Genomic DNA, 14946 nt, shown 5'->3' on the forward strand with positions numbered 1-14946 from the left:
GGTACGCCGGCGAAGCTCAGAGCCCCCTGCGCTCGATGACCCGCTGTTCCGCCTCCTCCACCTCGAAGCGGCCCGCGGGGTCGCCGTCCGCGCGCCGTACGGCGCCCCGCACCAGGGCGAGGTAGAAGAGGGCGGGGGCGCAGGGGGTCCAGCTCTCGGCCGGCTGCTCCGCGACGAAGTCGAGGACGGAGTCGGGGTCGGAGGGCACGAAGGCGAAGCGGTCGTGTTCCCACTTGTCGCCCACGCCCCGTGTCCAGCGCAGCCGCAGGGCCTTCTCGTCGAGTTCGGGCAGCACCGCCCGGAAGAAGGCCGCCCACTGGTTGTTGCGCAGATCAAGGCCGAACCCGAGGAGTTCCAGGTCGAGTTCGTCGGTCGCGTGCACCGCGAGCTCCTCGTACAGAGCCCGTCGGGCCACCGCGTACAGGCTGATCGGGCTGCCGTCCTCGGGGAGGTCGTGGTCGCGGGCCAGCCCCTCGTTCGCGGAGGAGTTCCAGCGGGAGCGGTTCGGCCCGACCACCGCGGCGCTGCGATGGGAGAAGAGCATCTTGCCGTCCCGGCCGGTCTCGAGTGCCACGTTCACGCCGAAGCTGCAGTTCATGAACGGGGGCGCCAGGGCCGGGTCCCGGCTCTCCAGGTACTGCTCGCGCAGGGTCAGTCCGTTCTTCTGCCTGCGGTCCAGGTTGATCGACGTCGTGAGGAAGTCGTAGTAGTCGGCGTCCTGGAGGGTGAGCGTGACGACAGGGTCCTCGGCCAGGTGGGTGCGGGTCACGACGACCCGCTCGACGGCGAACCGCTTGTTGTTCCAGCGGTGCGGCTGCCCGAGGGCCTCCTTGCGCTCCTCGGCCTCCTGGATGGCGTGCCGCCAGCCGCCGATCTCCTCCGGGAACTCGACCCGCTGCGGCCGGTACTTGACCCGGACGTCCTCCTCCTTGACGGGACGGATCCCGTCCCCCTCGTAGATGTGGCACTCCGTCTCCCGGCCGAGGAGGGTGAACCTGTCCCGATGGACCATCAATCATCCTTCGAACGACGTCAGTTGATGCTGGCATGTACACGGGCCAGACGGGGACATGATACGAACGTGACGTGGTCGAGCACCTGGCGTTGATCCGATCCGAGCGGCGCGTCTCCACTCTCGCAGGTACGGTCGCGGTGTCCCGGTACACCCATCCCGCCGGAAGCCATCCCCTGCTGGCGGATCTGCGCAACGTGGCGGATGTGCGCCGCCGGTTCGCCGAAGTCGCCCGCAGCAGGCTGGGGTTCGGGCAGAGCGTCCGCATCGACGAGGAGGGTGCCACCCGTCGGCGGCTCTGGGAGGGGCTCGAAAGCTTTCTCGCCCATGAGGCCGACCGGAAGATCCTCTACTGGACGGGCCACGGGATCGACAAGGGCCGCGAGGGCTACTACCTCGCCTGCGAGGACTCCTACGCGGACGGCGCCTTCGACCCGGAACGGGCGATCGCCCTGACGGACCTCGTGGACCGGCTGCTGCGACCGGGCTGCGAGGCGGACACGCTGTTCGTCGTCGACGCCTGCTTCTCCCACGGTCACCTTTCCGCGGCGCTGGACCGGGCCCTGTCGGCGGACCGGGACAGCGTGGACTGGGCACGCAGGAACCGAAGAACCGGCTTCGTCGTCATCGGCACGTCCGGGATCGACGCGTCCGTGCCCGACGGACGCTGGGTGAGATGGCTGGAGGACGTCCTCGCGGCACCGGACTTCGTCGCGGCGGATCACGCCCGCCCCTTCGACCCCGCCGCGCTCTACCTGCCCGTTCCGTACCTGATCGAGGCCGTCGACGCGGCGGCCGCGGCCTCCGGCCTGGACGAACCGGCCCAGCGCCCGGGCCACACCGAGGTGCGGTCGCTGCCCAACAGCTTCCTGGACAACCCCTACTTCGTCGCCGGGAACCGCAGGATCTACACCCCCGCGGTCCTGCGCGGCCGGAAACCGTGGCTCGGTGCCGAGCAGTTCGGCCTGGAGGACGACAGCCACCTCATGCGGCACTTCGCCGGACGGCAGCGGGCCCTCGGCCGGGTGGTGCGCTGGATGGACACCCATCCCAAGGGGCTGCTGGCGGTGACCGGGCCCGCGGGCACCGGCAAGACGGCCCTGCTCGGCCGGCTCGCCCTGACCTCGCTCCCGGAGTGGCGTGACGCCGTCGGACCGGAGGAGTTGCTGCCCTCGACCCTGCCGAGGACGGGAACGGTGCACGCGGCCCTGTCCTGCCGGGGACAGTCGCTGCACTCGCTCACCGCGGCGCTGTGGCAGGTGCTGTCCCGGCTCGAGGGGATGGACCCGGTTCCGGAGGGAGGGGTCGCCCCGGCGCAGCTCTGCGCCGCGGTGGACGAACTCGTCCAGCGGGCGGGCTCCCTGAACCTGCTCTTCGACGCCCTGGACGAGGCGATGCCGGAGCAGGGGCACGACATCGCACGGCATCTGCTGAACCCGCTCTCCGCGCTGTGGGGCGTCCGGGTGGTCGTCGGCACGCGCCCGCAGCCCCGGCGCCGTACCACCGTGCACGTCCTGGAGGAGACGCTGCTGGACGCGCTGGACCAGAGCGTCGCCCCGCTGGTCCTGGGGGACGACGAGGAGGCGAGGGAGAGCATCGCGGGCATGGCCGCGTCGGTCCTCGCCGGCGCGGGCTCCCCCTACCACGGTGAGGAACACCTGGACGAGCGCGACTGGATCGCCCGGCTCGTCGCCGCCGAGAGCCACGGCTCGTTCCTGGTGGCCCTGCTCACCGCCCGGGAACTCGCCCGGCGGCCGCGCGCCGTGACCGAGGCGGAACTCACCGGCTGGATGAGCGAGGGAGGGATGGACCTGAGCGAGCGCCTCGCCGAGGAGGTGGGCCATCTCACCGCCCAGCGGGGCGCGGAGCGCGCGGCGGAGCTGCTGCGTCCGCTGGCCGTCGTCCAGGGGCGCGGCCTGTCCCGGCGCGGGCCGTGGCTGGTGCTCGCCAACGCGTTGCGCGACGAGGGCAGTCCCGAGCTGACGGCCGGGGAGCTGAGGCGCGTGGGGCTGAGCGCGGAGGGCGGCATCGTCTCCGCCCAGCCCGCACCCGACACCGAGGACACCGCCTATCACCTGGCCCACCCCAGTTACGGCGCCTACTTCCTGCGGCAGGCCCGCCTCGACGCATCGCAGGCCCACCGCAAGGTGGTGACGGCGCTTCGCGCGCGGGCCGGGGACGGCTGGGCCGACGCGGACGCCTACACGCTGCAGTATCTGGGCGCGCACGCTGCCCAGGTGGGCACGGAGGAGCTGCGCGCGCTCTTCGACGACGTGGAGTTCCTGCTGCGGACCAGTCCGGACGTCATGCTGCCGCTGGCGTCCACGCTCGCCCGGGACTGCGACGGGGCGGCCCTGTACGGGCGCGTGGGGGACGCCTTCCGTGACTTTGCGGACCCGACGACCCGCAAGGCCCTCTTGCGGGCGACCGCGTTCGTGAGCCACCGCGAGCGGTCGTATCCGGTCCTGGAGCGGATCGACGGCTTCCTGCCGTGGCAGGAGTACTGGACGGACATGCTGCCGGACCCGGTCGAGTGGCGCCGGCCGGCTCCGCTGGGCGGGGCGATGACGCTGAGCTGGCGCGGCGGCGCGGGGGCGGCGGAGCTGTTGTCCGGGGACACGCTGGCCGCCGGGGGCCGGGGCGAGATCGTGGTGCTGCACCCGGAGTCGGGCAGACGGCTGCTCACGCGCCGCACGCAGGGGGCGGGCCGGGACCGGGGCGAGGCGCTCACCGAGGTACGGGAGGTGGGCAGCGGGCCGCACTGGACCACCGTCGCCCGGGACGACCGGGCCCTCTACTTCTGGCGGTCCGGCTCGCGGCTGCCCGAGTACGTCTACCACTGGGGCGGCGCGGTGCGCACCCTCGCCGCTGCCGAACGGACCAGGGACACCGTCGTCCTGGCGGCCGACGGCCGGCATGTGTGGGTCTGGCGCTGGGGCCGCGGTGGCATGCACCGCGGGGACGAGAGCCTGGTGGACATCCGCATGTCGGACACCCGGAGTCTGGCGGCACTCGCGATGGGTTCCCGTCTGTTCGCTCTGACGGTGGGGCAGAGAGCCGTGTTGTACGAGGTCGACCGGGGAGTCAGCAGATCGGCCGGCCTGTTGCCCGAGGGGGTGGACCTGGGCGAACTCACGGAGCCCGCGATGGCCGCCGCGGCGGCGCCGCAACCGCCGGGCGCGGCTGACGGGGAGGGGAGCAGGCGGCACGGCTGGCTCGCGGTCGCGGACGGCAGCCAGGTCCGGGTCTGGCGGTGCGCGACGGACGACCGGGCACCGTCCGCCCCGCCCGTGGTGGACCTGATGTGGTCGTTCGACTCCCCGGCGCGAGGACTGGCCTTCGGACACCACCACGGCGACATGCTCCTGGCCGCACAGGAGAACCTCACGGTCCGCGTCCTGAACCTCACGGCCCATGTCCCGACCACCGAGGATCCGCCGCCCGAGGCGCGGTTCCGGCTGAGCGCGCCGCGGGACGGGGCGATGGCCTTCGAGCCCGGCGGACAGGGAGTACTGGCTGTGGCCGACGGTCCGGACATCCGGATGCTGGAGGTGGGACCCGCGATCTCGTCCGGGCACGGCATGCCCAGGCGCGCCCACGACCAGAAGCCGCTCGTCGCCCTGGCGGGGGCGCCGGAGGGGCGGCCGCTGCTGTGCCGGGTGTGGGGCGACCAGATCCTCGTGTCGCGGCCCGGCCCCGGAGCCCCGGCCGACGCGCCGGCCAGGGTCCTCGGTCATGTGGCACTGGTGACCGCCGTCCGGGCGGTGCGCTGCGACGACGCCTGGATCGTGGTCGCCGCGGCGCAGCGGACCGTACGGCTGTGGCGCCTGTCGGAGGATCTGTGCGTCCGGGCCGTTCATGATCTGGGGCTCGGCGGGGACGCCGGGGACCGGGTTCCTGCCCTCGGCCTGCTCGTCGACCGCACCGCCGGGAGCCTGCGCGTCTACGCGCCGGACGGGCAGCGCATCGATCACGCGGAGATGCCTCTCGACGGCTCCCGGGACTGGCGCCACGGCGAGCCGGTCCCGGCGGGGGTGCGCTCCGTCGCGGTCGACGCCCGGGCCATGCGGGACCGAACGATGTGGCTGGCCGCCGACCTCGGTGACGAACTGCTGCTGTGGGAACACCGGGAAGGACGGCTGGAGATCGCCGCACGCGTCGCACTGCCCGGCCGTGACGACGACGCCCAGGCCACCCGTGTCGTGCTGGGCGAGCTCTACGACCCGGACGACGAGGAGTCCTTGCCGCTGCTGGCGTGGGTGGACACCGGGACCGTCAAGGTGGCCGAGTTCTCCGGCGGAGGCCAGAAGCGGACGGTGCTGCCGGGCGGGGTGCGGGACGTGACCTCGCTGGTCTTCTGCGGTGCGCCGGAGCGGCCGCTGCTGCTGGTGTGCGACGCACGCAGGGCGCCGGCCGTGTGGGATGTGCAGGCCGGGAGGTGGCTCCAGGGCGACGGAGTCCCCTTGCGCGGTTACACCGTGCAGGTCGCGGACGCCGCCCCGGACCCGGAGGGCCTGGTGGTGGCGCTCCAGGGAGACCACCGCTGCGACCTGATCCGGTTGCCCCACGCCTTCTTCGGAAACGGTGACAGTACGTCAGACCTGTCCTGAGACACATGACGGAGGAAAACGTAGTGAAGCACGACCTCGTGGTGTTCGTACCCGGGATCCTCGGCAGCCGACTGACCAGGGACGGAAGGGACGTCTGGAACCAGTCCAGGCAGGCTCTGTTCCAGCTCCGGCACCCCGGGCGGGCACTCGCGGGCTTCGCCCTGCCGCCGGGCATCGGCAACGACCGTCCCGAGGGGGATCACCGACTCGTCGCGGAGGGACTGCTCAAGTCCCCGGATGCCATGCCCGGGCTGCTCTCCTGCCTGGGCTACCCGGACGTCCGGGCGACGCTCGGCGACCTGGCCGAGGGCCAGTACGTCCCCTTCGCCTACGACTGGCGGCTCTCCAACCGGCTGACCGCCCAGGACCTGAAGGAACGGATCGGGCGTGAACTCTCCCGGTGGCACGAGCAGGTCGACCTGCACTACCCGGACCGCCCGGACGAGCCGAAGGTCATTCTGATCTGCCACTCGATGGGGGGTCTGATCGGCCGCTACTACCTGGAGTGCCTGGGCGGCAGGGAGACGGCGCGCACGCTGGTCACGCTGGGTACACCGCACCGGGGCGCCGGCAAGGCCGTCCGGTTCCTGACCGGCCACGGGGTCGGGCCGGTCGCCGGCGACGGCCGGCTGCGCCGCGCGGGCACCGGCGCGATCGGCCGCGTGGTGAACGAGGCACTGCGCGAACTCGCCCTCACCCTGCCCTCCGTGGGGCAGCTCCTGCCGGTGTACGAGGCGGTCACGATCCCGGGCAAGAGCCGTCGTCGTACGCTCGCCGACCGCCGTCACCCGGTGCCCGACCTGCCCACGGCCGTGGTCGACGACGCCTTCGCCTTCCACCGGGAGTTCGAGGAGGCACGCGACGCGAACCGCCGCGGCGACGCCGGCGGCCGGCTGCCGTACCGGGTGCACTGCCTGGGAGGCATGGCGCACCCGACGGTGCACGGCGTCGAAGTCTCGCCCGACGGACTGCGGTTCACCACGGAGCTGGATGCGAGCCGTCCCTGGTCCGGTGACGGGACCGTGCCGCAGGAGTCCGCCTTCGCCGGCTGGGCGCTCGACTACAAGGAGGACGGGATCTGGAACGGCTACCGTCACGCGGACATGGCGGGCGGCGGCGCGGTGGGCCACCAGCTCGCCGTCATCAGGGAGGGCCGTCCGGCCAGTGACATGCTCGCCGCCGACGAGGAGTTCGGCCTGGAGGTCCCCGAGTGCGCGGCCGCCGGAGAGCCCTTCGAGGTGCTGGCCTCCGGGACCGGGCTGGACGACCGGAACCTGCGGGCGGTGCTGCGCCAGGACGGGGTTCCGTACGGGGAGCCGGTCCCCTTCGTCTCCGACGGCGCGGGCGGCCTCCGGGCGGAGCTGGAGGGCGGCCCCGGGACCTGGGTGCTGGAGGTGCTGTCCGAGCGGCCCCGCATGGTGTGCCGGGAGGTGGTCACACTCGTAGAAGCGTGAACGATCCCGCTCCGGGACGGGTGAGGGTCCCGGCCACCCCTGTGTCCCCCGCGTCCCCTGGATCTTGGTCTGAGCGAGTGAAGGAGGGCCGCCACGCTCGGCGTGGCGGCCCCTTTTCTACGTCTCCGCAGGTAGAAACGCTTCTGCGCCTGCAGTGTCTGGTGGGGCGGGTGGGACTCGAACCCACGGCCGACGGATTATGAGTCCGCTGCTCTAACCGGCTGAGCTACCGCCCCATAGCGGCGTGTCGCGTACAAGTGTGCGCGCCGTCTGCCGCAGCATAGCCGCTCATACGATCTCCTGCTTCGGATGGTCGGCTTCTGAGCGGCTTCCTGACCTTGAGGACTTCGGCGCGGGCACCGTGGTTCCCGCGGACATGAAAAAGGACCCCGAAGGGTCCTCGTTCGGCCTGCTCCCCCGACTGGACTCGAACCAGTAACCTGCCGGTTAACAGCCGGCTGCTCTGCCAATTGAGCTACGGAGGACCGAAGCTCCCCCGACTGGACTCGAACCAGTAACCTGCCGGTTAACAGCCGGCTGCTCTGCCAATTGAGCTACGGAGGATCGCCTCGTTGCATCGAACGTACCCACCTGGGTGTTCACCAGGGGGCGGCCGCTCGCTGCGACACATACATTAGCGCAAGCAGGGGGGTGCTCCGCCAATCGGTATCCCCTGGTCCCGACGCCGCACCAGAGACCGACCCCAAGGGAAGGGTGGCAGCCATGCGCTACCGGCTCACATTCGTCGCCGGACTGGCCCTCGGTTACGTACTCGGCACGAGGGCCGGACGGGAGCGCTACGAGCAGCTGAAGAAGTCCGCTCGCCGGCTCGCGCAGAACCCCGCCGTCCGGAACACCGCCGAGACCGCCGCCCAGCAGGGCCGCGTCTACGCCGGCAAGGCCTTCCACACGGTCACCCACAAGGTCGGCGACCACGTCCCCGACGCGGTGACCCAACGCGTCCGCTCCCTGCGCGAACGCAACACCGACGGCTTCCCGGAGGACGACTGGGGCACGAGCAACACGTAGCCGCACCCGCACCCGCAAAGTCCGGCAACTCGCACGGCGCCCACGGCCAAAGCAAGCGCCGCGATACGGCAGAATTCCGGTCATGGGGATAGTCGCCGGATTGGACAGCTCGCCCGATTTCACGCGCATCGTGGTCTGTGACGCGGACACGGGAGCCGTGCTCAGGCAGGGGTATGCCCCGCATCCGGTGGAGGCTGCGGACGGGGCCCGGCCCAGCGACGTGGATCCGCAGGCCTGGCTGCTGTCCCTGGGCGAGGCCGCGGGGGGCGGCCTGCTGGAGGGTGTGCAGGCCATCGGTGTCTCCGCGCAGCAGAACGCGCTGATCCCGCTGGACGCGCAGGGCAACACCGTGCGGCCGGCGCTGGTCGGCGGCGACAAGCGGGCGCAGGTCGCGGCGGCCGACCTGGTCGACGCGCTGGGCGGCCGGGAGGCCTGGGCGCAGGCGGTCGGCTGTGTGCCGCAGGCCGCGCAGCCGGTCACCAAGCTGCGCTGGCTCGCGAAGAACGAACCCGAGAACGCGCTGCGTACGGCCGTACTGCTGCAGGCCCACGACTGGCTGGTGTGGCAGCTGCTCGGGCGGCCGGTCAGAAGGACCACGGACCGTGGCGGGGCCTCCGGCACCGGGTACTGGTCCGCCGCCACCGGCGGCTACCGGCCGGACCTGGTCGAGCTGGCGCTCGGCCACCAGGCGATGCTGCCCGAGGTGATCGGCCCGTCGGACGCGGCCGGTACGACCCCGGAGGGGCTGCTGATCTCCGCCGGGACCGGGGAGACCATGGCCGCCGCGTTCGGGCTCGGGATCGGGCTCGGGGACGCCGTGGTGTCGCTCGGGGCCTCCGGGTCCGTGATGGCCGTGCACCCGGAGGCGCTCGCCGATCAGGCCGGGATGATCACCTCCCTCGCCGACGCCACCGGCATGCACCTGCCGGTCGTCACCACCCTGAACGCCGTACGCACCCTGCGCGGCACCGCCGAACTCCTCGGCCTGCCGGATCTGGAGAGCCTGTCCGACCTGGCGATGAAGTCGACGCCGGGGGCCCATGGGCTGGTCCTGCTCCCCTATCTGGAAGGGGAGCGGACGCCGCATCTGCCGCACACCGCGGGGACGCTCGCCGGGCTGCGGCGCGAGTCGATGAAGCCGGAGCATCTGGCGCGGGCCGCGTTCGAGGGCATGCTGTGCGGGCTCGCCGACGCGCTGGACGTGCTGCGCGGGCGGGGCGTGGACGTGCGGCGGATCTTCCTGCTGGGCGCGGCCGCCGAGCTGCCCGCCGTGCAGAGCGCGGCGCCCTCGCTGTTCGGTGTGCAGGTCGTCGTACCGCAGCCCGCCGACTACGCGGCGATCGGTGCGGCCCGGCAGGCCGCCTGGGCGCTCGGTGTGTCGCAGGGCACACTCGACCCGCGCACCCCGCCGGCCTGGCAGGGCGCGGCCGCGCAGGTCCTGGAGCCGGGCGACGAGCTGGCCGTGGGTCAGGCCGTACGGCAGCAGTTCGTGTCGGTGCGGGAGCAGACCCACCCGGGTGCGTTTCGCCCATAACACCTCAAACCTGCAAGGCCGTACGCGTGCCGCTGTTGGGTTAATCGGTTGAGGTAACACGGGTGGAGTGTCCGACGATAGGGGCCAAGGGCACACCGACCAGCCCTCATCGCCGACTTCGAGAGACGTAGCGTGCTCATACGACTTCTGCGGACCTATCTCAGGCCCTACAAGAAACCCATAGCCCTTCTGGTGCTGCTGCAGTTCCTGCAGACCTGCGCCACCCTCTACCTGCCCACCCTCAACGCGCACATCATCGACAACGGTGTCGTGAAGGGCGACACGGGTTACATCCTGTCGTTCGGCGCCCTGATGATCGGCATCTCCCTGGCGCAGGTCGTCTGCAACATCGGTGCCGTGTGCTACGGCGCCCGGACCGCCTCCGCGCTCGGCCGGGACGTGCGCGGCGCCGTCTTCGACCGGGTGCAGGCTTTCTCCGCTCGTGAGATGGGTCACTTCGGGGCGCCCTCGCTCATCACCCGTACGACGAACGACGTACAGCAGGTCCAGATGCTGGCCCTGATGACGTTCACCCTGATGGTGTCGGCGCCCATCATGTGTGTCGGCGGGATCGTGCTGGCGCTGGGCCTGGACGTTCCGCTGTCGGCGGTGCTCGTCGCCGTCGTTCCCGTGCTCGGCATCGCCGTTGCGCTGATCGTGCGCCGGCTGCGGCCGCTGTTCCGGGCCATGCAGGAACGGCTGGACACGGTGAACCGGGTGCTGCGCGAGCAGATCACCGGCAACCGGGTGATCCGCGCCTTCGTCCGGGACGAGTACGAGCAGGGCCGGTTCGAGAAGGCGAACAGCGAGCTGACCGAGATGCAGCTGGCCACCGGCCGGATGCTCGCGCTGATGTTCCCGATCGTCATGACCGTCGTGAACCTGTCGTCGATCGCGGTCGTGTGGTTCGGCGCGCACCGCATCGACAGCGGCGGGATGCGGATCGGCGACCTGACCGCGTTCCTCGCCTATCTGATGCAGATCGTCATGTCGGTGATGATGGCCACCTTCATGTTCATGATGGTGCCGCGCGCCGAGGTGTGCGCCGAGCGCATCGAGGAGGTCCTGGACACCGACTCGAGCGTGGTCCCGCCGCTCTCGCCGGTCGTCGAGCTGCGCCGGCACGGGCATCTGGAGATCCGGGCCGCCGGCTTCCGCTATCCGGGTGCCGAGGAGCCGGTGCTGAAGGGCATCGACGTGGTGGCCCGGCCGGGTGAGACGACCGCCGTGATCGGCTCGACCGGCAGCGGCAAGTCGACGCTGCTCGGGCTGGTCCCGCGGCTGTTCGACGCCACCGAGGGCGAGGTCCTGGTGGACGGGGTGAACGTCCAGGAGGTCGAGCCGCTGCTGCTCGCGAAGACCGTCGGGCTCGTGCCGCAGAAGCCGTACCTGTTCGCGGGGACGGTCGCGACCAACCTGCGCTACGGCAACCCGGACGCCACCGACGAGGAACTGTGGCACGCGCTGGAGGTGGCGCAGGCCAAGGGCTTCGTGCAGAAGCTGGAGGGCGGGCTGAACGCCCCGATCGCACAGGGCGGCATCAACGTCTCCGGCGGTCAGCGCCAGCGGCTCGCCATCGCCCGCACGCTCGTGCAGCGCCCGGAGATCTACCTCTTCGACGACTCCTTCTCCGCACTCGACTACGCGACGGACGCGGCGCTGCGCTCCGCGCTCTCCGAGGAGACCGCCGAGGCGACCGTCGTCATCGTCGCCCAGCGGGTGGCGACCATCCGGGACGCGGACCGCATCGTCGTCCTGGACGAGGGCCGGGTGGTCGGCACCGGCCGGCACCACGAGCTGATGGCGACCAACGAGACGTACCGGGAGATCGTGCTCTCCCAGCTCACGGAAGCGGAGGCTGCCTGATGGCCGGGCCCATGGGACGCATGATGGCCGGGGGCGGCCCCGACCAGCGCTCGATGGACTTCAAGGGGTCGGGCAAGCGGCTCGTCGCCCAGTTCAAACCCGAGCGGGTCACCCTCTACATCCTGCTGCTGTGCACGTTCCTCAGTGTGGCCCTGAACGTCATCGGCCCGAAGATCCTCGGCCGGGCCACCGACCTGGTGTTCGCCGGCATCATCGGCCGGCAGATGCCGTCCGGGGCCTCCAAGGAGCAGGTGCTCCAGTCGATGCGCGAGCACGGCCGGGGCACCGTCGCGGACATGCTGCAGAGCACCGACTTCACCCCCGGCAAGGGCATCGACTTCGATGCCGTCGGGAACGTCCTGCTGCTCGCGCTCGGCACCTTCCTGGTCGCCGGTCTGCTGATGGCGGTCGCCACCCGGCTGGTCAACCGGGCCGTGAACCGCACGATGTACCGGATGCGCGAGGACGTGCAGGCGAAGCTGTCCCGGCTGCCGCTGTCGTACTTCGACAAGCGCCAGCGCGGCGAGGTGCTCTCCCGGGCCACCAACGACATCGACAACATCGGGCAGACGCTGCAGCAGTCGATGGGCCAGCTGATCAACTCGGTGCTGACCATCATCGGCGTGCTCGCGATGATGTTCTACGTCTCCTGGATCCTGGCGCTGGTCGCGCTGGTGACGGTGCCGCTGTCGTTCGTGGTCGCCACCCGGGTCGGCAAGCGGTCGCAGCCGCACTTCGTGCAGCAGTGGCGCACCACCGGCAAGCTGAACGCGCACGTCGAGGAGATGTACACCGGGCACACCCTGGTGAAGGTGTTCGGCCGGCAGGAGGAGTCGGCGAAGCAGTTCGCCGAGCAGAACGAGGCGCTGTACGAGGCCGGGTTCAGGGCGCAGTTCAACAGCGGGGTGATGCAGCCGCTGATGATGTTCGTGTCGAACCTGAACTACGTGCTGGTGGCGGTCGTCGGCGGCCTCCGGGTCGCGTCGGGCGCGCTGTCCATCGGTGACGTCCAGGCCTTCATCCAGTACTCGCGGCAGTTCTCGATGCCGCTGACGCAGGTCGCGTCGATGGCGAACCTGGTGCAGTCGGGCGTCGCCTCGGCCGAGCGGATCTTCGAACTCCTGGACGCGGAGGAGCAGGAGGCGGATCCGGTGCCGGGCGAGCGGCCGGCCGAGCTGCGCGGGCGGGTGGCGCTGGAGGGCGTGTCCTTCCGGTACGACCCGGAGAAGCCGCTGATCGAGGACCTGTCGCTGACGGTGCGGCCCGGGCACACGGTGGCGATCGTCGGCCCGACCGGTGCGGGCAAGACCACCCTGGTCAACCTGCTGATGCGGTTCTACGACGTCTCCGGCGGGCGCATCACCCTCGACGGCGTGGACATCCGGAAGATGTCCCGGGACGAACTGCGGGCCGGGATCGGCATGGTGCTCCAGGACACCTGGCTGTTCGGCGGGTCCATCGCGGACAACATCGCGTACGGCGCCTCGCGCGAGGTCACCCGGGGCGAGATCGAGGAGGCGGCGCGGGCGGCCCACGCGGACCGGTTCATCCGCACCCTCCCCGAGGGGTACGACACCATGATCGACGACGAGGGCACGGGGGTCAGCGCCGGTGAGAAGCAGCTCATCACCATCGCGCGGGCGTTCCTGTCCGATCCGACGATCCTGGTGCTGGACGAGGCGACCAGCTCCGTCGACACCCGTACCGAGGTGCTGATCCAGAAGGCGATGGCCAAACTCGCCGACGGGCGGACCTCGTTCGTCATCGCGCACCGGCTGTCGACGATTCGGGACGCCGACACGATTCTCGTCATGGAGAACGGGTCGATCGTCGAACAGGGCGCGCACGCGGAGCTGCTGGAGGCGGACGGGGCGTACGCGCGGCTGTACAAGGCCCAGTTCGCGCAGGCGGTCGCTGAGGTCGACTGACCCGCGCGTGGTCCTCGGGGGGGTCGCTCACCATGGGATGGGCGACCCCTGGTCAGTCCAGGTATCCCCGCAGTTGATCGGCGAAGGCATGGTCCCTGAGTTTGTTCAGGGTCTTCGACTCGATCTGCCGGATCCGTTCCCGGGTCACGCCGAACAGGCGGCCTATCTCCTCCAGGGTGCGGGGGCGGCCGTCGATGAGGCCGTAGCGGAGTTGGACCACCTTGCGCTCGCGTTCGCCCAACGTGGACAGGACGGCCTCCAGATGCTCCCTGAGGAGGAGGAACGCGGCCGACTCCACGGGGCTCGCGGCGTCGCCGTCCTCGATGAGGTCGCCGAGGGCGACGTCGTCCTCCTCGCCGACCGGGGCGTGCAGGGACACCGGCTCCTGGGCGAGTCGCAGCACCTCGGAGACGCGCTCGGGCGGCAGGTCGAGGTGGGCGGCGACCTCTTCGGGCGTCGGCTCGTAGCCGCGTTCCTGGAGCATGCGGCGCTGGACGCGGACGACCCGGTTGATCAGTTCCACGACGTGCACGGGGACGCGTATGGTGCGGGCCTGGTCGGCCAGGGCCCGGGACATGGCCTGCCGGATCCACCAGGTGGCGTAGGTGGAGAACTTGTAGCCGCGGGCGTAGTCGAACTTCTCCACGGCCCGGATGAGCCCGAGGTTGCCCTCCTGGACCAGGTCGAGCATGGTCAGGCCGCGGCCGATGTACCGCTTGGCGACGGAGACCACGAGCCGCAGGTTGGCCTCGATGAGACGGCGCTTGGCCATCCGGCCCATGACGACGAGCCGGTCCAGGTCGAGGGCGAGCTGGCTGTCCAGGTCGGGAGCGGTGCTCAGCCTCTCCTCGGCGAACAGCCCGGCCTCGACGCGGCGGGCGAGTTCGACCTCCTCGGCGGCGGTGAGCAGCGGGATGCGGCCGATCTCGCGCAGGTACTGGCGGAACAGGTCCGAGGAGGGCCCGGCGGTGTCGGCGCGGGCGGCGGCCGGCGCCTCGACGGGCTCGGCGGCCTCCTCCGGCGCGTCGGGCGCGTCGGGGTCCTCCGTCAGCGCCTCGGCAGGCGGCTCCGCCGGCTCGACGGCCGCGTCGGGGACCGCCCCTCGGCCCGCCTCCGGGGTTGTCCCGGGGGTCGACTCCGGGTGGCGGGGGGCGCGGCCCTGCGGGGGCACGGCCACGAGGACGTCGGACTCCGCGTCCGGCTCGTCGGCGGTGGTGCTGGTGCTGCTGTCGGTCTGGGTGAGGGTCTGGGTCTGCACGGGGGCGACCTCCAGGATGATCGCTGCTCCAGGTGTGCGGCAGCGGTACTTCGGGAGCGGAGAGTCGACGGCCTGCGCTCCTGGGGCCTGTCGGCGGGCCCCAGGGACTCGGGCACCGCCCCCAGTGTGGGGTAAGACACATCGCCGCCACGAGGGGCTTGCGGTGACTTTTTGCGTCCGGTCCGTGACCGGCTGGTTATCGGGGCCGGAAACTCCGGTGCCGTGGACGACTCCTGCGCCCAGGGCGAGGACCTG

At 71.4% G+C, this 14946-nt stretch carries 7 protein-coding genes, 3 tRNA genes and 1 pseudogene; 6 read left to right on the forward strand and 5 right to left on the reverse strand.

Annotated features, from left to right (window positions below):
* Positions 1-16 precede the first annotated feature (16 nt).
* Entirely contained in the window at positions 17-1012 is a 996-nt protein-coding gene (locus tag ACZ5DS_RS03825) for a translation initiation factor 2 (RefSeq protein WP_468233600.1), read from the reverse strand.
* Between the two features lie 74 nt (positions 1013-1086).
* Between ACZ5DS_RS03825 and ACZ5DS_RS03830 the strand changes: the two genes are divergently transcribed.
* Together ACZ5DS_RS03830 and ACZ5DS_RS03835 are read left to right on the forward strand one after the other, a co-directional pair.
* Complete coding sequence (locus ACZ5DS_RS03830) at positions 1087-5622, forward strand: peptidase C14 caspase catalytic subunit p20 (RefSeq protein ID WP_468233602.1); 4536 nt, start codon at positions 1087-1089, stop codon at positions 5620-5622.
* A gap of 23 nt (positions 5623-5645) precedes the next feature.
* Positions 5646-7076 (forward strand): esterase/lipase family protein, encoded by a 1431-nt coding sequence (locus ACZ5DS_RS03835; RefSeq protein WP_468233604.1) that lies wholly within the window; start codon positions 5646-5648, stop codon positions 7074-7076.
* Positions 7077-7235: 159 nt separating this feature from the next.
* Here ACZ5DS_RS03835 and ACZ5DS_RS03840 read toward each other — a convergent pair.
* From ACZ5DS_RS03840 to ACZ5DS_RS03850, 3 genes are all read right to left on the reverse strand, one after another.
* Positions 7236-7312 (reverse strand) — tRNA-Ile (locus tag ACZ5DS_RS03840).
* 176 nt (positions 7313-7488) lie between these two features.
* A tRNA-Asn gene (locus ACZ5DS_RS03845) sits at positions 7489-7561 on the reverse strand.
* A gap of 6 nt (positions 7562-7567) precedes the next feature.
* Positions 7568-7640 (reverse strand) — tRNA-Asn (locus ACZ5DS_RS03850).
* A 159-nt stretch (positions 7641-7799) separates the two neighbouring features.
* On the opposite strand from ACZ5DS_RS03850, the gene ACZ5DS_RS03855 reads away from it, so the two are divergent.
* The 4 genes from ACZ5DS_RS03855 (at position 7800) to ACZ5DS_RS03870 (ending at position 13433) form a co-directional block, all read left to right on the forward strand.
* The gene (locus ACZ5DS_RS03855) at positions 7800-8105 is read left to right on the forward strand and encodes a YtxH domain-containing protein (protein WP_468233606.1); all 306 of its coding nucleotides are present in this window, start codon (positions 7800-7802) and stop codon (positions 8103-8105) included.
* 82 nt (positions 8106-8187) lie between these two features.
* Positions 8188-9639: an FGGY family carbohydrate kinase gene (locus ACZ5DS_RS03860; protein WP_468233608.1), complete on the forward strand. Its 1452-nt coding sequence runs from the start codon at positions 8188-8190 to the stop codon at positions 9637-9639.
* Between the two features lie 132 nt (positions 9640-9771).
* On the forward strand, positions 9772-11505 hold the full coding sequence (locus ACZ5DS_RS03865; protein ID WP_468233610.1) for an ABC transporter ATP-binding protein: 1734 nt from the start codon (positions 9772-9774) through the stop codon (positions 11503-11505).
* On the forward strand, positions 11505-13433 hold the full coding sequence (locus tag ACZ5DS_RS03870) for an ABC transporter ATP-binding protein (protein ID WP_468233612.1): 1929 nt from the start codon (positions 11505-11507) through the stop codon (positions 13431-13433). The genes ACZ5DS_RS03865 and ACZ5DS_RS03870 overlap by 1 nt, the downstream gene beginning before the upstream one ends.
* A gap of 52 nt (positions 13434-13485) precedes the next feature.
* On the opposite strand, the pseudogene ACZ5DS_RS03875 reads toward ACZ5DS_RS03870, so the two are convergent.
* A pseudogene (locus ACZ5DS_RS03875) lies at positions 13486-14833 on the reverse strand (RNA polymerase sigma factor).
* Between the last annotated feature and the right edge of the window lie 113 nt (positions 14834-14946).

Source organism: Streptomyces sp. NPDC031100 (assembly GCF_055570785.1).

Coding starts and splice junctions, on each gene's coding strand:
- ACZ5DS_RS03825 (WP_468233600.1), bottom strand. CDS start 1,012: ATGGTCCATCGGGACAGGTTCACCCTCCTCGGCCGGGAGACGGAGTGC.
- ACZ5DS_RS03855 (WP_468233606.1), top strand. CDS start 7,800: ATGCGCTACCGGCTCACATTCGTCGCCGGACTGGCCCTCGGTTACGTA.
- ACZ5DS_RS03860 (WP_468233608.1), top strand. CDS start 8,188: ATGGGGATAGTCGCCGGATTGGACAGCTCGCCCGATTTCACGCGCATC.
- ACZ5DS_RS03870 (WP_468233612.1), top strand. CDS start 11,505: ATGGCCGGGCCCATGGGACGCATGATGGCCGGGGGCGGCCCCGACCAG.